The following is a 21,379-nucleotide window of genomic DNA, read 5'->3' on the forward strand; positions in this document are numbered from 1 at the left end:
AGAAAAAACGAATTTCGAAGGGGGTAAAAGAAACTTTTATAAAAAAGCCTCCTTTTTTGTGTGAAAATGCACAAAATTTCTGGAATCGTTTGCTGTTAAAACCAGATACTGGTAAAATAATTATTGTATAAGAATCATTTTAAAAAACGATTTTTGTTACAAATAACGTATTTGTTGAAAAGGCACTGTGAAGTAGTTAGAGACGACAGCCAAGTGACTTTTAATGACAGCCGCCCAATTAATTTCATGGAGCCTTTTCGTAGAAAACGAGGAGGTTATTTTGCGTGAAAGTGAGTATATTTTCGACATGCGTGGTGGATTTACTTTTTCCAAATGTAGGGCAAGCAATGGTAGAGGTTTTGGAACGTTATGGCTGTGAAACGGTTTTACCAACAAGCCAAACGTGTTGTGGTCAGCCAACGTATAATAGTGGCTATGTGACAGAGAGCACGACAACGCTTAAGAATCAAATTGATAGTTTTGATGGTGCCGATTATGTGGTGGGACCTGCGGGGTCTTGTGTCGGCATGATGAAAGAATACCACAAATTTTTAGCAGATGATCCTATTTATGGACCAAAAGCACAACGTTTAGCTGAGCGAACTTACGAGTTTAGTCAGTTTCTTTATCGTGTCTTAGGGGTCAAAGATGTTGGCGCAACGTTATATGGGAAAGCCACTTATCATCGTTCTTGTCATATGACGCGAATTTTAAATGAACGAGAATCACCCTTTGTTTTGTTGGATCATGTGAAAGGATTAGAAATGATTCCTTTAGGACATCTTGAAAATTGTTGCGGATTTGGCGGAACGTTTTCAGTGAAAATGCCAGCTATTTCTGAACAAATGGTGACGGAAAAAATGAACGATGTGATTGATACAGGCGCAGAAATTTTAATTAGTGCGGATATGGGTTGCCTGATGAATATCGGGGGTAAATTCAATCGTGATGGGAAAAAGATTAAGATTATGCATATTGCAGAAGTCCTTAATCACGAAGTGGATGAAGCACGCATGGACCAACCGCAAATCATATCGGTAGGGTAAGGGGGAAGAACTGTGGGATTATCAACGAGCAATAAGCCGTTAAGTGAACGAATTGAAGAAAGTAAAAAAGATGTGTTTATGCAAAAGGCTGTCGCCAAAGCACAAGATGCCCAATGGGAGAAACGAGAAGGTGCGCGGGAAGCTTTAGGCAATTGGCCACAATGGCGTGAACTGGGAGAACAAATTCGCCAACATACAATTCAGTATCTGCCTGACTATTTAGAAGAGTTCAGTGATAACGTTGCCAAACGAGGTGGCAAAGTCTTTTTTGCTCAAACCGCCGAAGAGGCCAATGAATATGTGAAGCAAGTGGTTCTAGAAAAAAAGGCGAAAAAAATTGTGAAATCTAAATCAATGGTGACGACCGAAGTCGATATAGATCCAATGTTATTGGGATTAGACGATGTTAGTGTGATGGAAACAGATTTGGCGGAATTCATTTTACAAATGGATGACTGGGATGAGCCGTCACATATTGTTTTCCCAAGTATTCATAAAAATCGCGAACAGATTCGTCAGGTTTTTGCGAAAAAATTAGGGTATCAAGGAGATAATGACCCGGTAAATTTGGCACGCTGTGCACGAGAAGTGATGCGCAAATTCTTTTTGGAAGCGGAGATTGGCATTACAGGTTGTAATTTCGCTATTGCGGATAGCGGCTTAATTAACTTAAATACAAATGAAGGAAATGCTGATTTGACCATCAGTATTCCTAAGACACAAATCGTGTTAATGGGAATGGAAAGAATCGTACCAACAATGCGTGAAGCAGAGGTTTTAGATAACCTTTTAGCCAGAAGTGCCGTTGGTCAAAATTTAACAACGTATGTGACGTTTGCTGGGCAAAAAAATGCGGATGAATCCGATGGTCCGGAAGAATTTCACGTAGTCATTTTGGATAACGGGCGTTCAAAAGCGTTAGGAACAGCCTTTCAGCCAGTCTTACAGTGTATTCGTTGTGGGTCTTGTCTGAATGTTTGTCCGGTCTATCGCCATATTGGAGGGCACGGTTATGGCTCTATTTATCCAGGACCAATTGGTGCTGTGCTTTCTCCAATTTTAGGTGGATATAAACAGTTTGGGGAATTGCCTTATGCGTCTAGTCTTTGTGGGGCATGTACGGAAACGTGTCCTGTGAAAATTCCATTGCACGAATTATTAATTGAACATCGTAAAGTGATGACCGATGATCTGAAAATGAAACATGGATTCGAAGATTTCCAAATGCGTATGGTAGGCAAAGCCACTGGTTCACCAGCAATGTTTAAAGCAGCCATGAAAGTCGATCATGCTGCAGTGGGCATTTTAAGTAAACAAAAAGACATTACTGTTGAAAACATGTACAATCATGGGGGCTACCTTGATAAAGGACCAGGGTTAGTAAAAGGCTGGACCGATGTTCGTGATTTGCCAAGACCACCAAAATCTTCAGAAAACTTCAGAAGTTGGTTCAAAAAACATCAAGAAGGTGAAAAAAATGACTAACGAAGCGATTCAAAATCGAGAACCTTTTTTACAAAATCTACGAGAAAAATTAGGCGTAGAAAAACAGCCTGTTTCGGCCCAGCCATTTGAGCCAGTTAATCATTTACCAGAAGAACAGTTGGCAGATAAAACACCAGCAGAGCTATTAACGATTGTGAAGGAGCGTGTGGAAACGATTCACACGAACTTAGTGGAAACCACACAAGAAAATTTACTGACGACGATTCAGCAAATTGTTGCTGAGTTTGGTGGGGGCAATCTTTTATTGCCAACAGATGCACGTTTTGAAGCCTATGGATTAGCTGATTTAGCTAAGTCATTAGAGGCTGTTTCTGTTAAGCAATGGCAACCTGGAAGTGAGCAACGAGAAGCGAATATTCAAACAGCTGCTCAGGCAAATATCGCGATTGCCTTTGCTGAGTTTTTACTAGCTGAATCAGGAACGATTGTGGTGGAGTCCAATGCGGGACAAGGCAGAGCCTTACATTTTTTACCGAAGCATTACATTTCAATTATACCGTTTAGCAAACTCGTTCCACGTTCGACTCAGCCAGCAGCTTTTTATACAGAAAAAATAGAAAAAGGCGAAAAAATCGGCTCAGCGATTCACTTTATTTCAGGGCCTTCTAATTCAGGAGATATTGAAATGCAACTGGTTGTCGGGTTGCATGGTCCTTTAGAAGTTTGTTACGTGGTTGTGATGGATCGCTAAAACGCTAGAAGCATAATCAATTCAGCCCTTTTTAGAATTGATTATGCTTTTTTTATGAGCAGGATCAAAAAAGTAAGAATCAAATTTGAAAGAAATACGTTTTTTTTCTGACCATTTTGTAAAAAAAGCGTACATAAAAATTAATTGGGTGTTAAGCACTATAGGATTGATTTACTTTGTGGTAGAATATGAGACATAAGATAATAAGGTTTTTGGAGGAATGAGTTTGAAATCAAAAGAATTAATTAAAACAGTCGTCTTTTTTGCCTGTTTAGCTTTGGGTCTGTTTTTACTGAGACAATTTGTATTTACGCCTGTCGTAGTGAGAGGTCATTCAATGGATCCAACGTTAGCAGATGGTGAACGGGTAATTACGTTAAAAAACACAGAAATTAATCGTTTCGATATTATTACTTTCCCAGCGCCAGATGAACCAGATAAAAATTATATTAAACGTGTGATTGGTTTACCTGGAGATACAATTGCGTACAAGGATGATACGTTGTACATCAATGGAAAAGAAGTTGACGAACCCTATTTAGATGAATTTAAAAAAGCCTTAACAGATGGTCAACCTTTGACAGGCGATTTTTCATTAAAAGAAAAAGTACCAGCAGATAGCTACTTTGTTTTAGGTGATAATCGACGGAATTCAAAAGACGGTCGTGTCATTGGTTTTATTCATAAAAAAGATATTTTGGGTGAAGTGAAATTTGTGATGTGGCCATTCTCACGGTTTGGTCCAATACCAGAAGTGTTAAAACAATAAAAGAGACAATGAGTAAAAGAGAAGGACGGAAATGTGTAAAAACAAACACATGTTTCCGTCCTTCTTTTGTGGTAAAATAAAGGCAGTGCAAAGGAAAAGGATGTGAAACCATGAGTGTGCAGTTTATTAGAGGAACCGCTGTGGCAGATTTAGAAGCGCCACTTATACAGGCGACAAAACAATGGCTAGAGGAAGACGCACAGCATGAAGTATTCTATTTAGTCCCGAACCATATTAAGTTTGAGCAAGAAATTCAAGTCTTGCAAAAGTTACGTCAATTACAGACAACTACGTCTGATTCAATAACCAGTACCCGTCTGCAGGTTTTTAGTTTTTATCGTTTGGCTTGGTACTATTTACAACATACACCTTTTTACTCGGCAGATGTTTTATCTGATGCAGGCGCTGCGATGATTTTCCGCAAAATTTTAGTAGAAGCAGAAGAAGAGTTACAAATTTTTAGAGGTGAAATTAACAAGCCTGGCTTTATTCAGCAACTATTTCAGCTTTATCAAGAAATGCGCGAAGGCAATATTGAGATTGCGGAGCTTTATCCATTTTTAGAAAAACAAATGGAGAACCCTAAAGGACAAGATTTACAACTTAAGTTTCAAGATTTAACGTTAATTTTTACGCGATTCCAATTGCAAATGAGTCAGTATGGCTATGAATCAGCGGAGATTATTCAACATTTAAGCGAGTATTTACAAACGGTTGATTTGTCGAATGTTCAATTCGTTATTTCAGGCTATCAGCAGTTTACCGCCAGAGAATTAAAGTTGATTGAAGTGCTAATGGCGCAAGCAGGTTCTGTGAAAGTAGCCCTCTTATTGGACAAACAATATCCGCATGACTTACCTGATCCGCGGTCGTTATTTTATGAAGCGGGACAAACCTATCATCAGCTTTATCAACTAGCAAGACAGAAGCAAATCCCGATTCTTTCAGATTATGTGGAAAAGAAAGAGGTATTAATTACAAATCCAGACTTGCAAGGATTAAACGATTATTGGATTCAATCGCAAGAACACCTGCCTCCATTAAGCACAACTGACTGGAGGGGCGATGGCTTATTTCTGTGGCGTGCTGAAAACGTTAAAGAAGAATTAACACATGTTGCAACCGAAATTCGCCGTTTAGTGGTGGAAGAAGGGTATCGGTACAAAGAAATTCAGGTGTTGACTCGTGATTTAGATTGTTATGAAAATTTATTAGAACCGATTTTTGCGGAACACGAGATTCCTGTTTATGTCGACCGAGATATGGCTATGGATCGGCATCCTTTAGTCGAATGGATTGAATCTTTATTTGCTATTCATTCGTACAATTATCGTTATCGTGATGTGCTCCGTTTTTTGAGAACGGAATTATTTATGCCAATGAATCAACACGCTACTTCTGAAGAAAGCTTGACTGATTGGTTAAACCAACGGAACGCTTGGCGCAGAAAAGTTGATATTACCGAAAATGTAGTCCTGGCATACGGCTATGAAGGTTATTATTGGTCACAAGAAAAAGATTGGGAATTTATTCGGTATGATTTTGAAGCGGAAGAGCAAGAAGATGTCGCTACGATGGAAGAAGAGTCAAATGCGATTCGTCAATCGCTTCAACGGCTGCTACCTAGTTACTTTCAAGCAATGATAAGTGCCAAAACTGGTTTGGAAGCAGCGACCGTCTTCTATCACTTTTTACTGCAAAGTGGTGTGGCAACACAATTAAAAATGTGGCGCTTACAAGCTATCGAAGCAGGTCAACTAGAAACAGCTCGTAACCATGAACAGACTTGGGATGCATTGATGTCATTACTAGATGAATACGTCACTGTTTACGGAGAAAGTTCGTTTGATTTTACAACGTTTCAAGAAATATTTGTTAGTGGCTTGGAAGGTTTGCACTATAGTAAAGTGCCGACAGCGATTGACCAAGTACAAGTTCGCGCAATGGATTTAACTCGACCTGGCGCTGCCAAGGTTACTTTTGCTATTGGGATGACGGAAGAAATTTTTCCACAAAAGATTGAAAATAAAACACTATTGTCTGATGAAGAACGTCAGACAATCAATGATACTTTAACGGAAAACCAATATTTACGTGGGACAACTGGGCGCAAAATTGCGCAAGAACCGTTTGTTGCGTATCTCGTCTTTTCTTCAGCGCGAGAACGGTTATATTTAACCTATCCAAGTGTTAAAGACACCGCTCAAGAAGTCAAACCGTCTCCTTATTTTAAAAATATCCAAAAAGATTTAAACTTGCCCGTTTTTGAAAAAAATGAAACAACCATTTTCGATGATGAAACGACCAGTTTAGCCCATATTAGTACGTATCGGACGTTAATCGGTGAATTAACGCGTTTGAAAAGACAACGGAAAGAAACACAAGAAGGATTGTTGCCTTTCTGGTTAAATATGGAAAAAGCGCTAATGAACCAATCAATTGCGCCGCTAGCCAAGCAAGTTTTCGAAAGTTTAACGCATCAAAATATTCCTGAAAAGATTGATGAGGTGTTAGCAGAACCTTTATATGGTAAAGATATTTATACATCCGTTTCTCGGATGGAGAGTTTTTATCGCTGTCAATATCAATACTTTTCTCGCTATGGCTTACGTTTGAAAGAAAGAGATGTCTTTGGGCTTTCGCCAGCAGCTACAGGGGAATTTTTCCATGAAGCATTGGATCAGTTCTTTAAATTATTGATTATGAATCAACGGAACTTATCTGAATTAACCGATCAGGAAGTCAATTTATTGGCGGAGGAAGTACTAAATAGTATTTTAGGGGATGCACGTTTTTCTGTATTAACGACCTCTAGTCGCATGAACTATATTCGCTATCAATTGAGTCAAACAATTAAAAAAGTCAGTTGGGCGCTGAAACGCCAAAGCCAACGAAGTGGCATGACGACTGTTCAAACAGAAGTGTTATTTGGCCAAATTGCCGCTAAAAAAGGAATTTCTGGTTTGGAATTACCATTAAAAAATCAAGGGAAAATTCATGTTCGGGGGAAAATCGACCGGATTGATCAATTGGTTACCCCCGAATCAACCTATTTAGGTGTGATTGATTATAAATCGAGTCACCGTAAATTTAATATGACAGAAGCGTATTACGGCTTAGCCATGCAAATGCTGACGTACTTGGATGTGGCTTTAATGGATGCTGTGCAATTAGTTGGTCAAGAAGCTAAACCTGCTGGCTCACTTTATCTGCATGTACACAATCCTACGTTATCTTATGAAGGCAAAGACGACATTGAACAACAAATGCTTAAAAAATATCAGTTTGATGGTCTTTTGATGAAAGACCCAGATTTATTGGATCATTTAGATACGAGTCTGCAAGCTAAACAAAGTTCGTTGCTGTTTCCGATTGAAGAATCAGCCAAAGAACAAATTAAACCTGGTCGTCGCCAAGAAGATAAATTTGTGACAGAACCAGAACTAGGCGCGTTGCTTTCCCATAACCGAAATAAATTTATTGAAGCGGGGAATCAAATTATTGGCGGCGAAGTTCAACTTAATCCCGCTTATCAAGGCAAGGAACGGATTGCTTGTCGCTATTGTCCGTTTCGAAGTGTCTGTGATTTTGATGTGATGTTAAAAGAAAATAATTATCATCGTATTGAGAATTTATCCAAAGAGGAAATCATGGCGCGCTTGTTAAACAAAGATGAGGAAGGAGCAACCGAAGATGAGTAAAACAATTCCACTACGTCCAGCCAATGAGCAATTCACCGACAGTCAATGGCAAGCGGTGTTTGATGGCGATGAAAATATCTTAGTTTCTGCTTCGGCTGGCTCAGGAAAAACCACTGTTTTAGTCCGCCGTGTCATTGAAAAAGTCAAAAGCGGCGTCGATATCGATCGTCTCTTGATTGTGACGTACACTGAAGCCGCCGCCCGTGAGATGAAAGAACGTATCCAAGTGGCTTTACAAAAGGCAATGAATGAAGAACAAGATCCAGAAAGAAGACGGCATTTTTCTCGTCAAATTGCTCTTTTGCCAACAGCCAATATCAGCACGTTACATGCCTTTTGTTTAACTGTTATTCGTCGTTTTTATTATTTAATTGACATAGATCCAGTTTTTCGGATGTTAACAGATGAAACAGAAACATTGTTATTAAAAGAAGATGTTTGGGATGCATTACGTGAACAATTTTATGCGGAAAATCAAGAAGAATTTTACCAATTAACAGCGAATTTTTCCAATGATCGTAGTGATGACGGACTCACTAACTTAATTTTTTCTTTTTATGAATTTGCCAAAGCCAATCCTGATCCAGAGGCGTGGATTAATGGCTTAACACAAGCCTACGAAGTAGGGGATCAGCTAGGCGAATCAACGTTATTTCAGACGTATTTAAAACCGCTAGCCGTTGAGACGTTACAACGAACTCTTCAGCGTTACGAAGAAATGGTGACCTTAACAGAGGGCGAAGAGAAACTTCAAAAGATTTGGTATTTAGCTCAAAATGAAAAGGAACAAACAAAACAATTTTTACAATTTTTAGAGAGAAATGATTTAGAAAGCGCCTATAATTTGACTGAATTGTTAAGCTTTGACCGCTACCCAATAGTTCGTGCCGAAGAGTTGAAACCGACCGCGGAACAAGCCAAACAGTTGCGAGAACAAAATAAAAAAGCGTTAAATGATTTGAAAAAGCAACTGTTTACACTTTCTCCAGATGCCATGAAACAAGTCTTGAAAGAGGCCACGCCCATTGTTCAAGAAATGGCTCACGTGGGGAAACAATTTATGGAGGCCTATGGCGCAGAAAAACGGCTTAAAAATTTAGTGGATTTTAACGATTTAGAACATTATACGTTAGCTATTTTAGCGAAAAATCAGGCAGATGGCTGGCATGCATCAGAAGCCTCGGTTTACTATCGCGAAAAATTTGATGAAGTGTTAGTCGATGAATACCAAGATATCAATCAATTACAAGAATCTATTTTGTATTGGTTGCGCCGCCCGCTTAGCGCAGAAGGAAACCTTTTTATGGTAGGAGATGTGAAACAGTCTATTTATTCTTTCCGCTTGGCAGATCCTACATTGTTTATTGAAAAATACAATCAGTATGGGCAAGGCAAAGAGGGCAAACGAATTATTCTAGCTGAAAATTTTCGTTCCCGCAAAGACGTTTTAGACTTTACGAATTTAGTATTTAGTCAATTAATGGATGAGCGAGTGGGCCAAATTGCTTACGATGAGTCAGCTGCTTTGGTTCATGGTTTTGATCAATTTTCGGAGGCGGCTGATTATTCAACTGAATTGCTAATTTATGAAAAAAAAGCAACAGAATCAGTTGAATTTCCAGAATTACAATCCCCTGAGTTGTTGATTGAAGATAAGACAGAAGGGGAACTTTACGTTACTGCTTTGAAAATTCGTGAATTAATTGACCAAAATTTCTTAATTTATGATAAAAAGCTGAAAACGGATCGACCGATTACGTATCAAGATATTGTCTTATTAACGCCTACGAAGAAAAATAATTTAACTATTTTAGATGTTTTTAAATCATTAGAAATTCCAGTTCAAGTCAATGATGCTCAAAATTATTTCCAAGCAACGGAAATTCGTACAATGATTGCCTTGCTTCAATTGATTGATAATCCTTATCAAGACATTCCTTTGGCAGCTGTGTTACGTTCACCAATTGTTGGATTAAAAGAAAACGAATTAGTGCTTATTCGTTTGGCTAATAAGGAAACCAGTTACTACGAAGCATTTTTAACGTTTAATCAAAAGATGGAACCAACCATGGAGGAAGCAGTTGTTCAGGAAAAAACTATACGTTTTGCTGAATCATTAGAAAAATGGCGGGAACAGGCTCGACGCAACCAGCTTAGCAACTTGCTGTGGACAATTTATCGGGAAACGGCCTATCTTGATTATGTTGGCGGGTTGCCTGTTGGCAAACAACGCCAAGCCAATTTATATGCGTTGGTCGACCGGGCCGCGGCGTATGAAAAAACAACCTTCCGCGGATTATTTCAATTTGTTCGCTTCATCGAAAAAATGCAAGAAAAAGACAAAGATTTAGCAGAACCAGTCGTTTTAAGTGAAGAGAATGCCGTACGCGTCATGACGATTCACGCTAGTAAAGGGTTAGAATTTCCGGTGGTATTCGTTTTAGATATGACCAAAGAATTTAATGTCAGTGATTTGAATGAACGCTATATCTTTGAAGAAAATTTAGGGGTAGGCATTCGTTATTTACAACCTGAAGAACGAGTTATGTACGATACTTTACCATTTTTGGCGATTAAACAAGTACGATTGAGAAAATTACTATCTGAAGAAATGCGGAAGTTATATGTGGCGTTGACACGTGCAGAACAGAAACTTTTTCTGGTGGGCTCCTATAAAGACCAAGCGGCGATGTGGAAAGAGTGGCTGAAAGTTGGCGATGTAGAAACACTGGTGCTACCAGCTGAAAATCGCTTGCAAAGTAAAAGTAGTTTAATGAATTGGGTTGGGATGACATTGGTACGCCATCAAAAAGCCGATGAATATCAGCAAGAAGTAGTAGTAAGTAACGTTCCGCAAGTCAAAAAGCACCCAGCTAACTTTCATATTCAGTGGTTCAACGAAGAACAACTACGAGCAGCCATTCAGCAATTACAATTGCCAGAAAGACAAGCAGAGGATTTAGCCGAAAAAGCGCAATTATCTGCTGACAAAATCAATCGTGGTCTTGCGCGGTTAAGTTTCAATTATCCGTTTGAAGTGGCTACTCGGACCACCAGTTATCAGTCTGTTTCTGAAATCAAGCGAGTATTTGATGACCCCGATAACAAAGAAATTGGTAAAATTGAGGTTCGGGAAGACAATACTATTCAAGCGCAACCGTTGATTGTCAATCGAATGATTGAAGGAGATTTAAGTAAGCCTAAATTTTTAGATACGGTTCAAGCGCCTTCAGCAGCTGAGATTGGGACAGCAACCCATTATTTATTACAACTAATTGATTTAAGTAAGCAACCTTCTTACGAGGAAGTGCGAGCTGTTCAAGAACGCTTAGTGGAAAATAAATTGATTTTACCAGCAATTGCTGAAAAAATGAATCTGGAACAAATCGTGGCCTTCTTTGACACCGCCTTAGGAAAACAATTGATTCAACACCATCAAACCGTTAGAAGGGAACAACCTTTTTCTATGCTGATTGAAGCAGAAGAGCTCATTCAAAATTATCCAGAAACGACACAAGATGATTTATTAATTCATGGGATTATTGATGGCTATATCGAATTAGACAATCAATGCATTTTGTATGACTATAAAACCGATCATGTAAAAAGCACCTCTCCCCAAGCGATTTCTGAAATTGTCGAACGGTATCGCGGACAGATGAATCTTTATCGTAGAGCGCTACAAGAGGCAACGCATAAAGAGGTGTCGCACGTCTATTTAATTTTATTAAATGGAGGAGTAATTATTGACATGCAGACAGGAAATGTTGTAGATTTTATAAAGTAGAAAAAATTAGAAGCAGAAACACTTACATTTTGTAAGGAATGTGCTATACTCATTGAAGAGGTGAGGAAAATGGAAAAAGTAAAAACAGAATCGTTTGTACTTTGTCCCAAATTTGAAAAATCATTTTCAATACTTGGTAAAAAATGGAATGGTTTAATTATTGATGTTTTATTAGAACGAGGTCCTCAACGTTTTGGCGAATTAAAAGAAAAAATTCCAATGTTAAGTGATCGTGTCTTAGTAGAGCGATTGAAGGAACTAGAAGCTGAAGGAATTATCACCAAAGCTGTTCGTTGCGGTGAAGGAAATCGCTTAGAATATTTCCTGACCGAAAAAGGCGAAGACTTGCAATTAGCAATGGAACAAATTCAACATTGGGCAGAAAAATGGGTAAAAGACGAAGAATGCAGTTGACCGCAAGCAAAACTTCTTGTAAACTAAACGTAATTAAATAACTAAAAAAACAGTGATGGAAACAAGTAGTTTGAATTGACGTGTTTTAGGGAGAGTCAGCCAGAGACTGGAAGCTGATTTACACAGTCACCAAGCGAAATTCACTTCCTGAGTTTGTTTGTTTTCAAGAAGAAAGCAAACCGGTAATTGCCGTTAAATGAAATGAGTGCATGACAACAATTTGTTATGAATTAGGATGGTAACACGATAGCTCGTTCCTTTGAAAGGAATGGGTTATCGTTTTTTTTAGTTTAAATAAAAGATAGAGGGGAACGCATAATGACATTACAAGCGCAATTAGAAGCTCTTAGAGACAATACGCTCAAAGAAATCGCACAAGTTGCTACTTTAAAAGAATTAAACCAAATTCGCGTAGAAACATTAGGAAAAAAAGGGCCAATCACCGAAGTATTAAGAGGCATGAAAAACCTTTCACCAGAAGAACGACCAGTGGTGGGGGGCTTTGCAAATGAAATTCGTGATTTATTAACAGAAGCAATTGAAGCGCGCAAAGTTGTTTTAGAAAACGAAGCGTTAAATGCGGCACTAAAAGAAGAAAGTTTAGATGTAACTTTACCTGGAAAACAAATGCCTCAAGGCACACGTCATATTTTGACACAAGTTATGGAAGAGATTGAAGATATTTTCTTAGGCATGGGTTATCAAGTAGTGGAAGGATACGAAGTAGAATCCGATCATTATAATTTCGAACGCATGAATCTACCAAAAGATCATCCAGCACGCGACATGCAAGATACGTTTTATATTTCAGATGAGATGTTAATTCGTACGCATACTTCACCAGTTCAAGCTCGAACAATGGAAAAACACGATTTTTCAAAAGGTGCATTACGAATGATTTCTCCTGGGAAAGTATTCCGTCGTGATACAGATGATGCGACACATAGTCACCAATTCCATCAGATTGAAGGCCTTGTTGTCGATAAAAATGTCACAATGGGTGATTTAAAAGGGACGTTAGAAGTCATGATGAAAAAAATGTTTGGTGAAGATCGTAAAATTCGTTTACGTCCTAGCTATTTCCCTTTTACAGAACCTTCAGTCGAAGTAGATGTTAGCTGTTTTAAATGTGGCGGCGCAGGTTGTAACGTCTGCAAACATACAGGTTGGATTGAAATTTTAGGTGCGGGGATGGTTCATCCAGATGTGTTACAAATGTCAGGGATTGATCCAACAGAGTACTCAGGCTTTGCCTTTGGCTTAGGACCAGATCGCGTTGCTATGTTACGTTATGGTGTAAATGATATCCGTAATTTTTATCAAAATGATTTACGTTTCTTAAATCAATTCAAGGTAAAGGAGTAGTTGAAAAATGTTAGTTTCTTATAAATGGTTAAATGAATATGTTAATCTTTCAAACGTTACTCCGCAAGAATTAGCGGACAAAATGTCTGTGACAGGTATCGAAGTTGAGGGCGTTGCTGTACCTGAAGAAGGCTTAAAGAAAATTGTTGTCGGTGAAGTAAAAGAATGTGTTCCTCATCCAAACTCTGACCACTTATCAATTTGCCAAGTAGACATCGGTGAAGAAGAATTGTCACAAATTGTTTGTGGAGCACCAAATGTAAAAGCCGGAATTAAAGTCATCGTAGCATTACCTGGTTCAAGAATTGCAGGAAATCAAAAAATTAAAAAAGGTAAAATGCGTGGCGAAGTCTCTAACGGAATGATTTGTTCGTTAGAAGAGCTAGGATATTCAGATAATGTCGTACCAAAAGCCTACGCTGAAGGGATTTATTATTTACCTCAAGAAGCAGTGAATGGGACACCTGTTTTCCCTTATTTAGACATGGATGATGCGATTATTGAATTATCAATTACACCAAACCGTGCAGATGCACTAAGTATGAGAGGGGTAGCCTATGAAGTTGGCGCAATTTATCGTCAAACACCTCAGTTTAATGATCCCGAACTCAAAGAAGATGCTTCAGATAACGTGGGAAATTACGTAACAGTGACTGTTGAAGATTCAGAAGATGCGCCAGCGTATCAAATTCGTGTCATTAAAGATGTGACGATTGCAGAAAGTCCTCAGTGGTTGCAAAATCGATTGATGAATGAAGGAATCCGTCCGATTAACAATGTGGTGGACGTGACAAATTATATTTTATTATTATTTGGTCAACCATTGCATGCATTTGATTATCAAAAATTAGATAGCAAAGAAATCTTGGTTCGTCGAGCAACAGCAGCAGAAGAACTAATTACATTAGATGGTGAAACACGTCAATTAACAGAAGAAAATATCGTCATTACGAATGGAAAAACGCCTGTCGGCTTAGCCGGTGTAATGGGTGGGGCTAATTCTGAAATCAGTCAAGAAACAACAACTGTGGCTTTAGAAGCGGCATTGTTCAATCCATTGTCTATTCGCAAAACGTCTAAACAATTCAATTTACGGAGTGAATCTTCAAGTAGATTTGAAAAAGGCATCAACCAAGCGACAGTTGGGCTAGCTTGTGATGTGGCAGCCGCGATGATTGCAGAGTTAGCCAACGGAACAGTGGTCTCAGGCACTGCAGTTGGTTCTGAAGTGGCCGTTAAAGAAGCGCAGGTAGCTGTGACTTTAGAACGAATCAACCAATATTTAGGCACTGCATTAGATGAAGCAACGGTGAATGAAATTTTTGAAGCACTCGGTTTTGCTTATGAAGTAAATCAAGGCGCATATGAAATTACGATTCCACCAAGACGTTGGGATATTGCGATTGAAGCAGATATTATTGAAGAAGTGGCGCGCATTTATGGATATGATCATTTACCTTCAACATTGCCAAGTGGAGAAACAGTTGCTGGAAGTCTAACCAAAGCACAACATGTTACGCGCCAATTAAAGAGCTTACTGGAAGGTCATGGTACGAGTGAAGCCATCAGCTATGCGTTGACAACAGAAGAAAAATCCCGTCAATTTATGATGAAAGAAAGTCAAACAACACGTTTGCAATGGCCAATGAGTGAAGAGCGTTCTGTGTTACGTATGAACTTAATTTCTGGTTTATTAGATGATGTCGCATACAATGTGGCACGTAAAAATAATAATATCGCCTTCTACGAAGTAGGACGCGTTTTCTACCAAACAGAAGATCCAACAAAAAATTTACCTACAGAAGAAAATCACTTAGCATTTGCTTTAACTGGTAATACAATGGTTAAAGATTGGCAAACAAAAGCAACAGCCGTTGATTTTTATACAGTAAAAGGCTTAGTGGAAAGTATTGTAGCTGTTTTAGGATTAACAGAAAAAATCAGTTATCAAGCGACAACGGCGATTCCAGAAATGCATCCAGGCCGGACAGCGTGGATTTATTTAGAAGATGAAGTGGTTGGTTTTGTCGGACAAGTTCACCCAACGACAGCGAAAGCGTACGATATTCCTGAAACATATGTTGCTGAATTAAACTTGCAACAATTAGTAGCCACAGAAGCAGGCGGGGTTACTTATGAAGCAGTTTCTAAATTCCCAGCAGTTTCTCGAGATATTGCTTTATTAGTCGATGAAACAGTTACCAATCAAGAACTAGTTAAAACTATTTCAGATAACGCAGGTAAATATTTGAAAGAGATTCATTTATTTGATGTATATCAAGGTGAAAAACTAGGCGCTGGCAAAAAATCAATGGCGTATAGTTTAACTTTTGTTAATGCAGAAGCGACATTAGTGGATGAAGAAATTAACCGTTCAATGGAAAAAGTTGAAAAAGCGCTAATTGAAAAACATCAAGTAGAAGTAAGATAAAATAAAAACAGGAAAGTGGGGCATAAGTCGAAATGACTTATGCCCCACTTTCTAAATCTTAAGATAATCAGCTGAACAAAAGCAGCTCCTTCGGAAATAAGCCGAAATTCTCCAAAAATTAAAGAACAATTTTCGGAAATTCCTTCTTATTTCTTGGAGCTAAACACTTTTGTCTCAGCCTCCTGTTTTTAACTACATTAATAACTTTTCGCCCAATTTCGTGAAAGCCAACGTGAAAATTGTGAGATACTAAAGTTAATAATGAAATAAATAAGGGCGACGATTCCGTAAATAGTGAATACTTGTCCTGTTTGTGCGTAGCGCCCCATTAAGATATAAGATTTGCCAAAGAGTTCTTGTAAAGCAATCACGGAATACAAGAAACTTGTATCCTTGATGACAGTAACAAACTGAGAAACGATCGCTGGTAAAACATTGCGAATGGCTTGAGGCAAAACAATATGATAAAGAATTTGCCAATTTGAAAAACCTTGAGAACGTGCCGCTTCAATTTGTCCTTTATCAACACCATTTAAACCACCACGAATAATTTCCGCTAAAGCAGCGGTGGTAAACACAGTAAAACTCACAATTCCAGCAGGAGTGGATTTGATTTTGAAAATCAAAAAAATAACATAAATCCACAATAAGTTTGGAATATTACGCACCACTTCTACATAAATACTGGCAAGTAACTTCAGTGGTCCATGGGTTTGATTTCGCAAAACGGCTAGAATGGTGCCAAAAATCGTACTCAAAATAATTGAGACGAAGGAAATATAGAGCGTCAATTTTAAGCCGTTAAATAGAAATTGAAAATTATTTGCTGTCAGTAATTGACGCATTTCTTCTGAAAAAGGCATCTGTTTTCCTCCTATCTACTATATGCTTTCTTATTTTTTTCTTCCATTTTTCTAGCCAAATTCGCTAATGGGAAGCAAAGAATGAAATATAAGAAACCAGCAAGCGCAAAGGCGGGAATATAGTTCAAGTTGACAGACGACCAACTATTGGCAGCAAACATTACGTCAGCGCCAGAGATAATGGCAACTGTTGACGTATTTTTAATTAGGTTCACGACTTGATTGGTTAAAGGCGGTAACATAATCCGCCATGCTTGTGGTAAAATCACATACCGCATCGTTTGACCATACGTTAATCCTTGGGAGTAAGCCGCTTCAAATTGCCCTCTTGGGACAGCTCCGATTCCTGAGCGAACCACTTCAGAAATGTAGGCGCCATGATAGAGGCCTACACACAGAATGGCAATCGTAGTAATAGAAAATGAAAGCAGCGGGCTTAGCAGAGGAAAGCCATAATAGACTACGATAAATTGAATCAACAAAGGTGTGTTTTGAAAAAATTCTACATAGACACGACTAATTGCGTGTAAAAGTTTACTTTTGGTCGCTGATAAACTGCCAAAGAAAATGCCTAAAGCAAAGGCGACTAAGATTGCTCCTAAAGAAAGCAGAATAGTATAGAGAAAAGCCTGACCAAAAATTCGCCAATCTTGAAATAAAGCTTCCCAACGATATAAGGCAAATGGCCCTTCTTCAAGCCAGGAAATATTGGCTAACAAAAACATAAAAATCCCTCCTAAAATTTTTGATTCTTCAAGTCTTAGGAATGATTAATTTTTTAAGCCCCAGTCTTGATAAATTTTTTCTAGTGTGCCATCTTTTTCCCATTTTTCAATTAAACCATTTAGATAATCATTTAATTCAGTATTTGCTTTCTTTGTGGTAATTCCATATTCTTGTGGCGAAAAACCATCTTTTAAAATTTCTGTCTTGCCATCCACATAGCCAGATAGGATTGATTTATCCACTGAAAATGCATCAATTCGTTTAGAAGTTAACGCTGTTTTTAATTCTGGATAGGAACCTAATTCTTGATAAGTAAATTTGATTCCTTCCTCTTGCGCTTTTTTCTCTAAGTTTTCTTTTGTCGTAGCAGATTGTGCAACGCCAATTGTTTTTCCGTCTAAATCTTTCATGCTGGAGAAGTTATCCTCTTTGCGCACAAGGAAACCAATCTCATCTGTATAATAGGGAGTTGTAAAATTATAAGTCTTTTTACGTTCATCAGTAATTGTAAATGTAGCAATTACCATATCTAGTTCACCATTGTCTAAAAGGGGACCGCGCGTTTTCGCTGTCACGCCCACAAATTCCACATTCTCTTCGCTGCCGGTAATTTCTTTCGCAATCAAGCGTGCAATATCTGGTTCCATTCCTTCATTTTTATTTGTATCAGGATTCATATAGCCAAAATTAGGAATGTCTTCTTTGACACCTACTTTAATTTTCCCCGCTTTTTTTAATTGTTCTACTGTGACCGTTTTGTTTGATGAAGCACTTTTGGAAGTTGAGTCATTGTTGCCGCTACCACAGCCAACAATGATGCCTGCTAATACAAGTAAGGAGAGTCCAGCTAGCCATTTATTTTGTTTTTTCATTGTTCATTCCTCCAATTTTTTGTTTTTTTATTCATTACCCGTTATGAATAATTTTGCTTAGAAATTCTTTTGCACGAGGGTTTTCAGTGCTTGTAAAGAAATGTTCAGGTGTTCCTTGTTCAACAATCTGTCCTTGATCCATAAAGATTACACGGTCAGCCACTTGACGAGCAAAGCCCATTTCATGTGTGACACAAACCATGGTAATATTTTGTTTGGAAAGATCGACCATTACATCTAAAACTTCTTGAATCATTTCTGGATCAAGTGCCGAAGTCGGTTCATCAAAAAGGATAATCTCAGGATGCATATTTAAGGCACGAGCAATAGCGACCCGTTGTTGCTGCCCGCCAGAAAGCTGCGAAGGATAAGCAGAAGCTTTATCAGCTAAGCCGACTCGTTCTAAATACTCCATACCAGTACGAACCGCTTCTTCTTTGGAAACGCCCATCACTTTAATCGGTGCTAACGTTAAATTATCAATAATCGTTTTGTGAGCATATAAGTTAAAATTTTGAAAGACCATGGCAACTTTCTGGCGAATCTTTTGAATGGGTGCCTTCGGTTTGGTGATGTCGATGTTATCAATTACGACGGAACCATCATTGACTTTTTCCAATTGGTTCATACACCGAATTAATGTACTTTTGCCAGAGCCGGAGGGTCCGATAATGACAATTTTTTCTCCTTGCTCTACATTCAAAGTAATATCTTTTAAAACGTGATGCTCCCCAAAATACTTATTTACATGTTCTAAAGAAATCATAGGCAGTCTCCTTTGCAATCATTTGGTAGAAAAGATAACAGAGGATTCGGTGAGAAACATGTTATTTAAATTAAATTAACCAAATGTATTTCTAATTGTATTCTTAATGTTAGGAATTATAACATACAAAAAAATGAATTACTAGTTTTTTAATCGAAAAAGATTTCCTTCAAAAAAAGAAATAAATGAGAGCAAAACAGGAAAAATTGACAATAGTCCTTAAAAAGTAGAAAATAAAGGCAGTGAATAAAAGGCAAAGGTAGGATGAGAATGAGCAATCAAGAAGCCATTGGATTAATTGATTCTGGCGTTGGTGGATTAACTGTTTTAAAGGAAGCGCTAAAACAATTACCAAATGAACGATTAATTTATTTAGGAGATACAGCCCGTTGCCCATATGGTCCACGACCAGCCGAACAAGTCGTTCAGTTTACTTGGGAAATGGCCGATTTTTTATTGAAAAAACGAATAAAAATGCTAGTAATCGCATGTAATACCGCGACGGCTGTCGCATTAGAAGAAATTAAAGCTGCCTTGCCAATTCCAGTTGTCGGTGTTATTTTACCTGGCGCACGAGCAGCCGTTAAAGTCACAAAAAATAACAAAATTGGTGTCATAGGTACCTTAGGGACAATCAAAAGTGCTTCCTATGAAATCGCCATTAAAAGTAAGGCACCAGCAATTGAGGTGACTAGTTTAGCTTGCCCTAAATTTGTCCCCATTGTTGAAAGTAATCAATATCGTTCTTCCGTAGCAAAAAAAATTGTGGCAGAAACACTTCAAGCACTACAATTAAAAGGACTTGATACGTTGATTTTAGGTTGTACCCATTACCCGTTGTTACGTCCGGTGATTCAAAATGTGATGGGAAGTCATGTGACATTAATTGATTCAGGAGCCGAAACAGTTGGCGAAGTTAGCATGCTTCTCGATTATTTTGACATTGCCCATACGCCTGAAGCGCCTACACAGACCCATGAATTTTATACAACTGGTTCTGCAAAAATGTTTGAAGAGATTGCAAGCAGTTGGCTTGGTATAGAGAACTTAAAAGCACAACAGATTCACTTAGGAGGAAACGAAAATGATTAGACATGATAGTCGTGCACCAAAAGAATTGCGAAAGATCACTATTGAAACCAATGTTTTTAAACATCCAGAAGGTTCGGTGGTTATTTCGTTTGGCGATACAAAAGTAATTTGCTCAGCCACTGTCGAAGAAAAGGTTCCCCCATTTTTACGAGGCGGGGGAACAGGTTGGGTAGCAGCTGAATATAGCATGCTCCCTCGCGCGACGAACACAAGAAATATTCGGGAAAGTGCGAAAGGAAAATTAACAGGGCGAACAATGGAGATTCAACGTTTGATTGGGCGGTCATTGCGAGCTGTTGTTGACTTAGAAAAGTTAGGGGAACGGAGCATTGTTGTCGACTGTGATGTGATTCAAGCAGATGGGGGAACCCGTACAGCTAGTATTACAGGCGCTTTTGTTGCTCTACGCTTAGCAGTCAATCATTTATTGATGACTGGTGCGCTAGCGGAAGACCCAATTAAAGAGCATTTAGCTGCTGTCAGCGTGGGTATTTTACCCGATGGTTATTGTGTGCTGGACTTAGATTACGCAGAGGACTCGAATGCTGCAGTGGATATGAACATCGTGATGACCGAGTCTGGTGAATTTGTGGAAATTCAAGGAACGGGTGAAGAAGCTACCTTCTCAGGAGATGAGTTAAATGCCATGCTCTTTTATGGAAAAACAGGGATTGAGGAATTAATTGCGTATCAGAAAGAAGCACTTTATGCTTTAGCCTCTGAAGAAGTCCCTTCGCAAGATTTAGAAGAGAAAGTGATTGTCATTGCGACTAGAAATCCTGGTAAAGCGAAAGAGTTTAGTTCAATTTTTGGTGAAAAAGGATATACAGTTAAGACGTTATTAGATTATCCGAATTTGCCAGATGTAGAAGAAACTGGTCGAACATTTGAAGAAAATGCTCGTCTAAAAGCTGAAACAATTGCAGAAATTTTACAGAAACCAGTACTAGCAGATGATTCAGGATTAATTGTTGATGCCTTAGGAGGAATGCCAGGGATTTATTCTGCTCGTTTTGCTGGTGAGCCAACTAACGATGCTTCAAATAATGCGAAACTATTGCACGAGTTAACGGGCGTGCCAAAAGAAAAAAGACAAGCGCGTTTCCATTGTACATTGGTTTTTGCTGAACCAAAGAAAGAAAGTCTGGTGGTCGAAGCTGAATGGCCAGGAGAAGTCGGTACGATTCCTCGTGGTGAAGGAGGCTTTGGGTACGATTCACTTTTCTATGTTCCAGAGCTTGGTAAGACGGCAGCTGAATTGTCTGGAGAAGAGAAAAATAAAGTCAGTCATCGTGGACAAGCAGTGGCAAAATTAAAAGAACAATGGGAAGAATGGCTAAAAAAATAGGA

Annotated in this window: 15 protein-coding genes and 1 other annotated feature; of the genes, 11 read left to right on the top strand and 4 right to left on the bottom strand. The window is 38.5% G+C overall.

Annotated features, from left to right (window positions below):
- The first annotated feature begins 284 nt into the window (after positions 1-284).
- The 9 genes from IGL48_RS04515 to pheT all read left to right on the top strand — a co-directional run bounded on the left by IGL48_RS04515 (position 285) and on the right by pheT (position 15,710).
- Complete coding sequence (locus IGL48_RS04515) at positions 285-1,046, top strand: (Fe-S)-binding protein (RefSeq protein ID WP_002360596.1); 762 nt, start codon at positions 285-287, stop codon at positions 1,044-1,046.
- Positions 1,047-1,058: 12 nt separating this feature from the next.
- Positions 1,059-2,531: a LutB/LldF family L-lactate oxidation iron-sulfur protein gene (locus IGL48_RS04520; protein WP_010777528.1), complete on the top strand. Its 1,473-nt coding sequence runs from the start codon at positions 1,059-1,061 to the stop codon at positions 2,529-2,531.
- Entirely contained in the window at positions 2,524-3,243 is a 720-nt protein-coding gene (locus tag IGL48_RS04525; RefSeq protein WP_010777529.1) for a LutC/YkgG family protein, read from the top strand. The genes IGL48_RS04520 and IGL48_RS04525 overlap by 8 nt, the downstream gene beginning before the upstream one ends.
- Positions 3,244-3,463: 220 nt before the next feature.
- Positions 3,464-4,012: a signal peptidase I gene (gene lepB / locus IGL48_RS04530; RefSeq protein ID WP_048949669.1), complete on the top strand. Its 549-nt coding sequence runs from the start codon at positions 3,464-3,466 to the stop codon at positions 4,010-4,012.
- A 110-nt stretch (positions 4,013-4,122) separates the two neighbouring features.
- Entirely contained in the window at positions 4,123-7,713 is a 3,591-nt protein-coding gene (locus tag IGL48_RS04535; RefSeq protein WP_010777530.1) for a PD-(D/E)XK nuclease family protein, read from the top strand.
- Complete coding sequence (gene addA / locus IGL48_RS04540; RefSeq protein ID WP_010777531.1) at positions 7,706-11,500, top strand: helicase-exonuclease AddAB subunit AddA; 3,795 nt, start codon at positions 7,706-7,708, stop codon at positions 11,498-11,500. Before IGL48_RS04535 ends, addA begins: the two co-directional genes overlap by 8 nt.
- 69 nt (positions 11,501-11,569) lie before the next feature.
- The gene (locus tag IGL48_RS04545) at positions 11,570-11,914 is read left to right on the top strand and encodes a winged helix-turn-helix transcriptional regulator (RefSeq protein WP_002358035.1); all 345 of its coding nucleotides are present in this window, start codon (positions 11,570-11,572) and stop codon (positions 11,912-11,914) included.
- A gap of 43 nt (positions 11,915-11,957) precedes the next feature.
- Positions 11,958-12,176: a binding site (T-box leader), on the top strand.
- Positions 12,177-12,232: 56 nt separating this feature from the next.
- On the top strand, positions 12,233-13,279 hold the full coding sequence (gene pheS, locus IGL48_RS04550; protein WP_002358034.1) for a phenylalanine--tRNA ligase subunit alpha: 1,047 nt from the start codon (positions 12,233-12,235) through the stop codon (positions 13,277-13,279).
- Positions 13,280-13,286: 7 nt separating this feature from the next.
- Complete coding sequence (gene pheT / locus IGL48_RS04555; protein ID WP_048949671.1) at positions 13,287-15,710, top strand: phenylalanine--tRNA ligase subunit beta; 2,424 nt, start codon at positions 13,287-13,289, stop codon at positions 15,708-15,710.
- Between the two features lie 197 nt (positions 15,711-15,907).
- On the opposite strand, the gene IGL48_RS04560 is transcribed toward pheT, so the two are convergent.
- Genes IGL48_RS04560 through IGL48_RS04575 form a run of 4 tightly spaced genes read right to left on the bottom strand, consistent with a single transcriptional unit; the run spans position 15,908 to position 18,937 of the window.
- Complete coding sequence (locus IGL48_RS04560) at positions 15,908-16,573, bottom strand: amino acid ABC transporter permease (RefSeq protein ID WP_002382114.1); 666 nt, start codon at positions 16,571-16,573, stop codon at positions 15,908-15,910.
- Positions 16,574-16,584: 11 nt separating this feature from the next.
- A complete protein-coding gene (locus IGL48_RS04565; RefSeq protein ID WP_002363695.1) occupies positions 16,585-17,298 on the bottom strand; it encodes an amino acid ABC transporter permease in 714 nt (237 codons plus the stop codon).
- 45 nt (positions 17,299-17,343) lie between these two features.
- Complete coding sequence (locus tag IGL48_RS04570) at positions 17,344-18,171, bottom strand: transporter substrate-binding domain-containing protein (protein WP_002360586.1); 828 nt, start codon at positions 18,169-18,171, stop codon at positions 17,344-17,346.
- Positions 18,172-18,205: 34 nt separating this feature from the next.
- Positions 18,206-18,937 (bottom strand): amino acid ABC transporter ATP-binding protein, encoded by a 732-nt coding sequence (locus IGL48_RS04575; RefSeq protein WP_010824533.1) that lies wholly within the window; start codon positions 18,935-18,937, stop codon positions 18,206-18,208.
- Positions 18,938-19,201: 264 nt separating this feature from the next.
- On the opposite strand from IGL48_RS04575, the gene racE reads away from it, so the two are divergent.
- Positions 19,202-20,029, top strand: coding sequence for a glutamate racemase (gene racE / locus IGL48_RS04580; RefSeq protein ID WP_016614961.1), 828 nt, complete (start codon positions 19,202-19,204; stop codon positions 20,027-20,029).
- The gene (rph, locus tag IGL48_RS04585) at positions 20,022-21,377 is read left to right on the top strand and encodes a ribonuclease PH (RefSeq protein WP_010824535.1); all 1,356 of its coding nucleotides are present in this window, start codon (positions 20,022-20,024) and stop codon (positions 21,375-21,377) included. The genes racE and rph overlap by 8 nt, the downstream gene beginning before the upstream one ends.
- Positions 21,378-21,379 lie beyond the last annotated feature (2 nt).

Origin of the sequence: Enterococcus sp. DIV1090, from assembly GCF_050537975.1 — a bacterium.
Taxonomy (GTDB): Bacteria; Bacillota; Bacilli; order Lactobacillales; family Enterococcaceae; genus Enterococcus; species Enterococcus faecalis.

Excerpts from the sequence above, each read along its gene's own strand:
- IGL48_RS04525 (WP_010777529.1), top strand. The coding sequence starts at position 2,524 with ATGACTAACGAAGCGATTCAAAATCGAGAACCTTTTTTACAAAATCTA.
- lepB (WP_048949669.1), top strand. The coding sequence starts at position 3,464 with ATGAGTTTGAAATCAAAAGAATTAATTAAAACAGTCGTCTTTTTTGCC.
- IGL48_RS04535 (WP_010777530.1), top strand. The coding sequence starts at position 4,123 with ATGAGTGTGCAGTTTATTAGAGGAACCGCTGTGGCAGATTTAGAAGCG.
- addA (WP_010777531.1), top strand. The coding sequence starts at position 7,706 with ATGAGTAAAACAATTCCACTACGTCCAGCCAATGAGCAATTCACCGAC.
- IGL48_RS04545 (WP_002358035.1), top strand. The coding sequence starts at position 11,570 with ATGGAAAAAGTAAAAACAGAATCGTTTGTACTTTGTCCCAAATTTGAA.
- pheS (WP_002358034.1), top strand. The coding sequence starts at position 12,233 with ATGACATTACAAGCGCAATTAGAAGCTCTTAGAGACAATACGCTCAAA.
- pheT (WP_048949671.1), top strand. The coding sequence starts at position 13,287 with ATGTTAGTTTCTTATAAATGGTTAAATGAATATGTTAATCTTTCAAAC.
- IGL48_RS04560 (WP_002382114.1), bottom strand. The coding sequence starts at position 16,573 with ATGCCTTTTTCAGAAGAAATGCGTCAATTACTGACAGCAAATAATTTT.
- IGL48_RS04565 (WP_002363695.1), bottom strand. The coding sequence starts at position 17,298 with ATGTTTTTGTTAGCCAATATTTCCTGGCTTGAAGAAGGGCCATTTGCC.
- IGL48_RS04570 (WP_002360586.1), bottom strand. The coding sequence starts at position 18,171 with ATGAAAAAACAAAATAAATGGCTAGCTGGACTCTCCTTACTTGTATTA.
- IGL48_RS04575 (WP_010824533.1), bottom strand. The coding sequence starts at position 18,937 with ATGATTTCTTTAGAACATGTAAATAAGTATTTTGGGGAGCATCACGTT.
- racE (WP_016614961.1), top strand. The coding sequence starts at position 19,202 with ATGAGAATGAGCAATCAAGAAGCCATTGGATTAATTGATTCTGGCGTT.
- rph (WP_010824535.1), top strand. The coding sequence starts at position 20,022 with ATGATTAGACATGATAGTCGTGCACCAAAAGAATTGCGAAAGATCACT.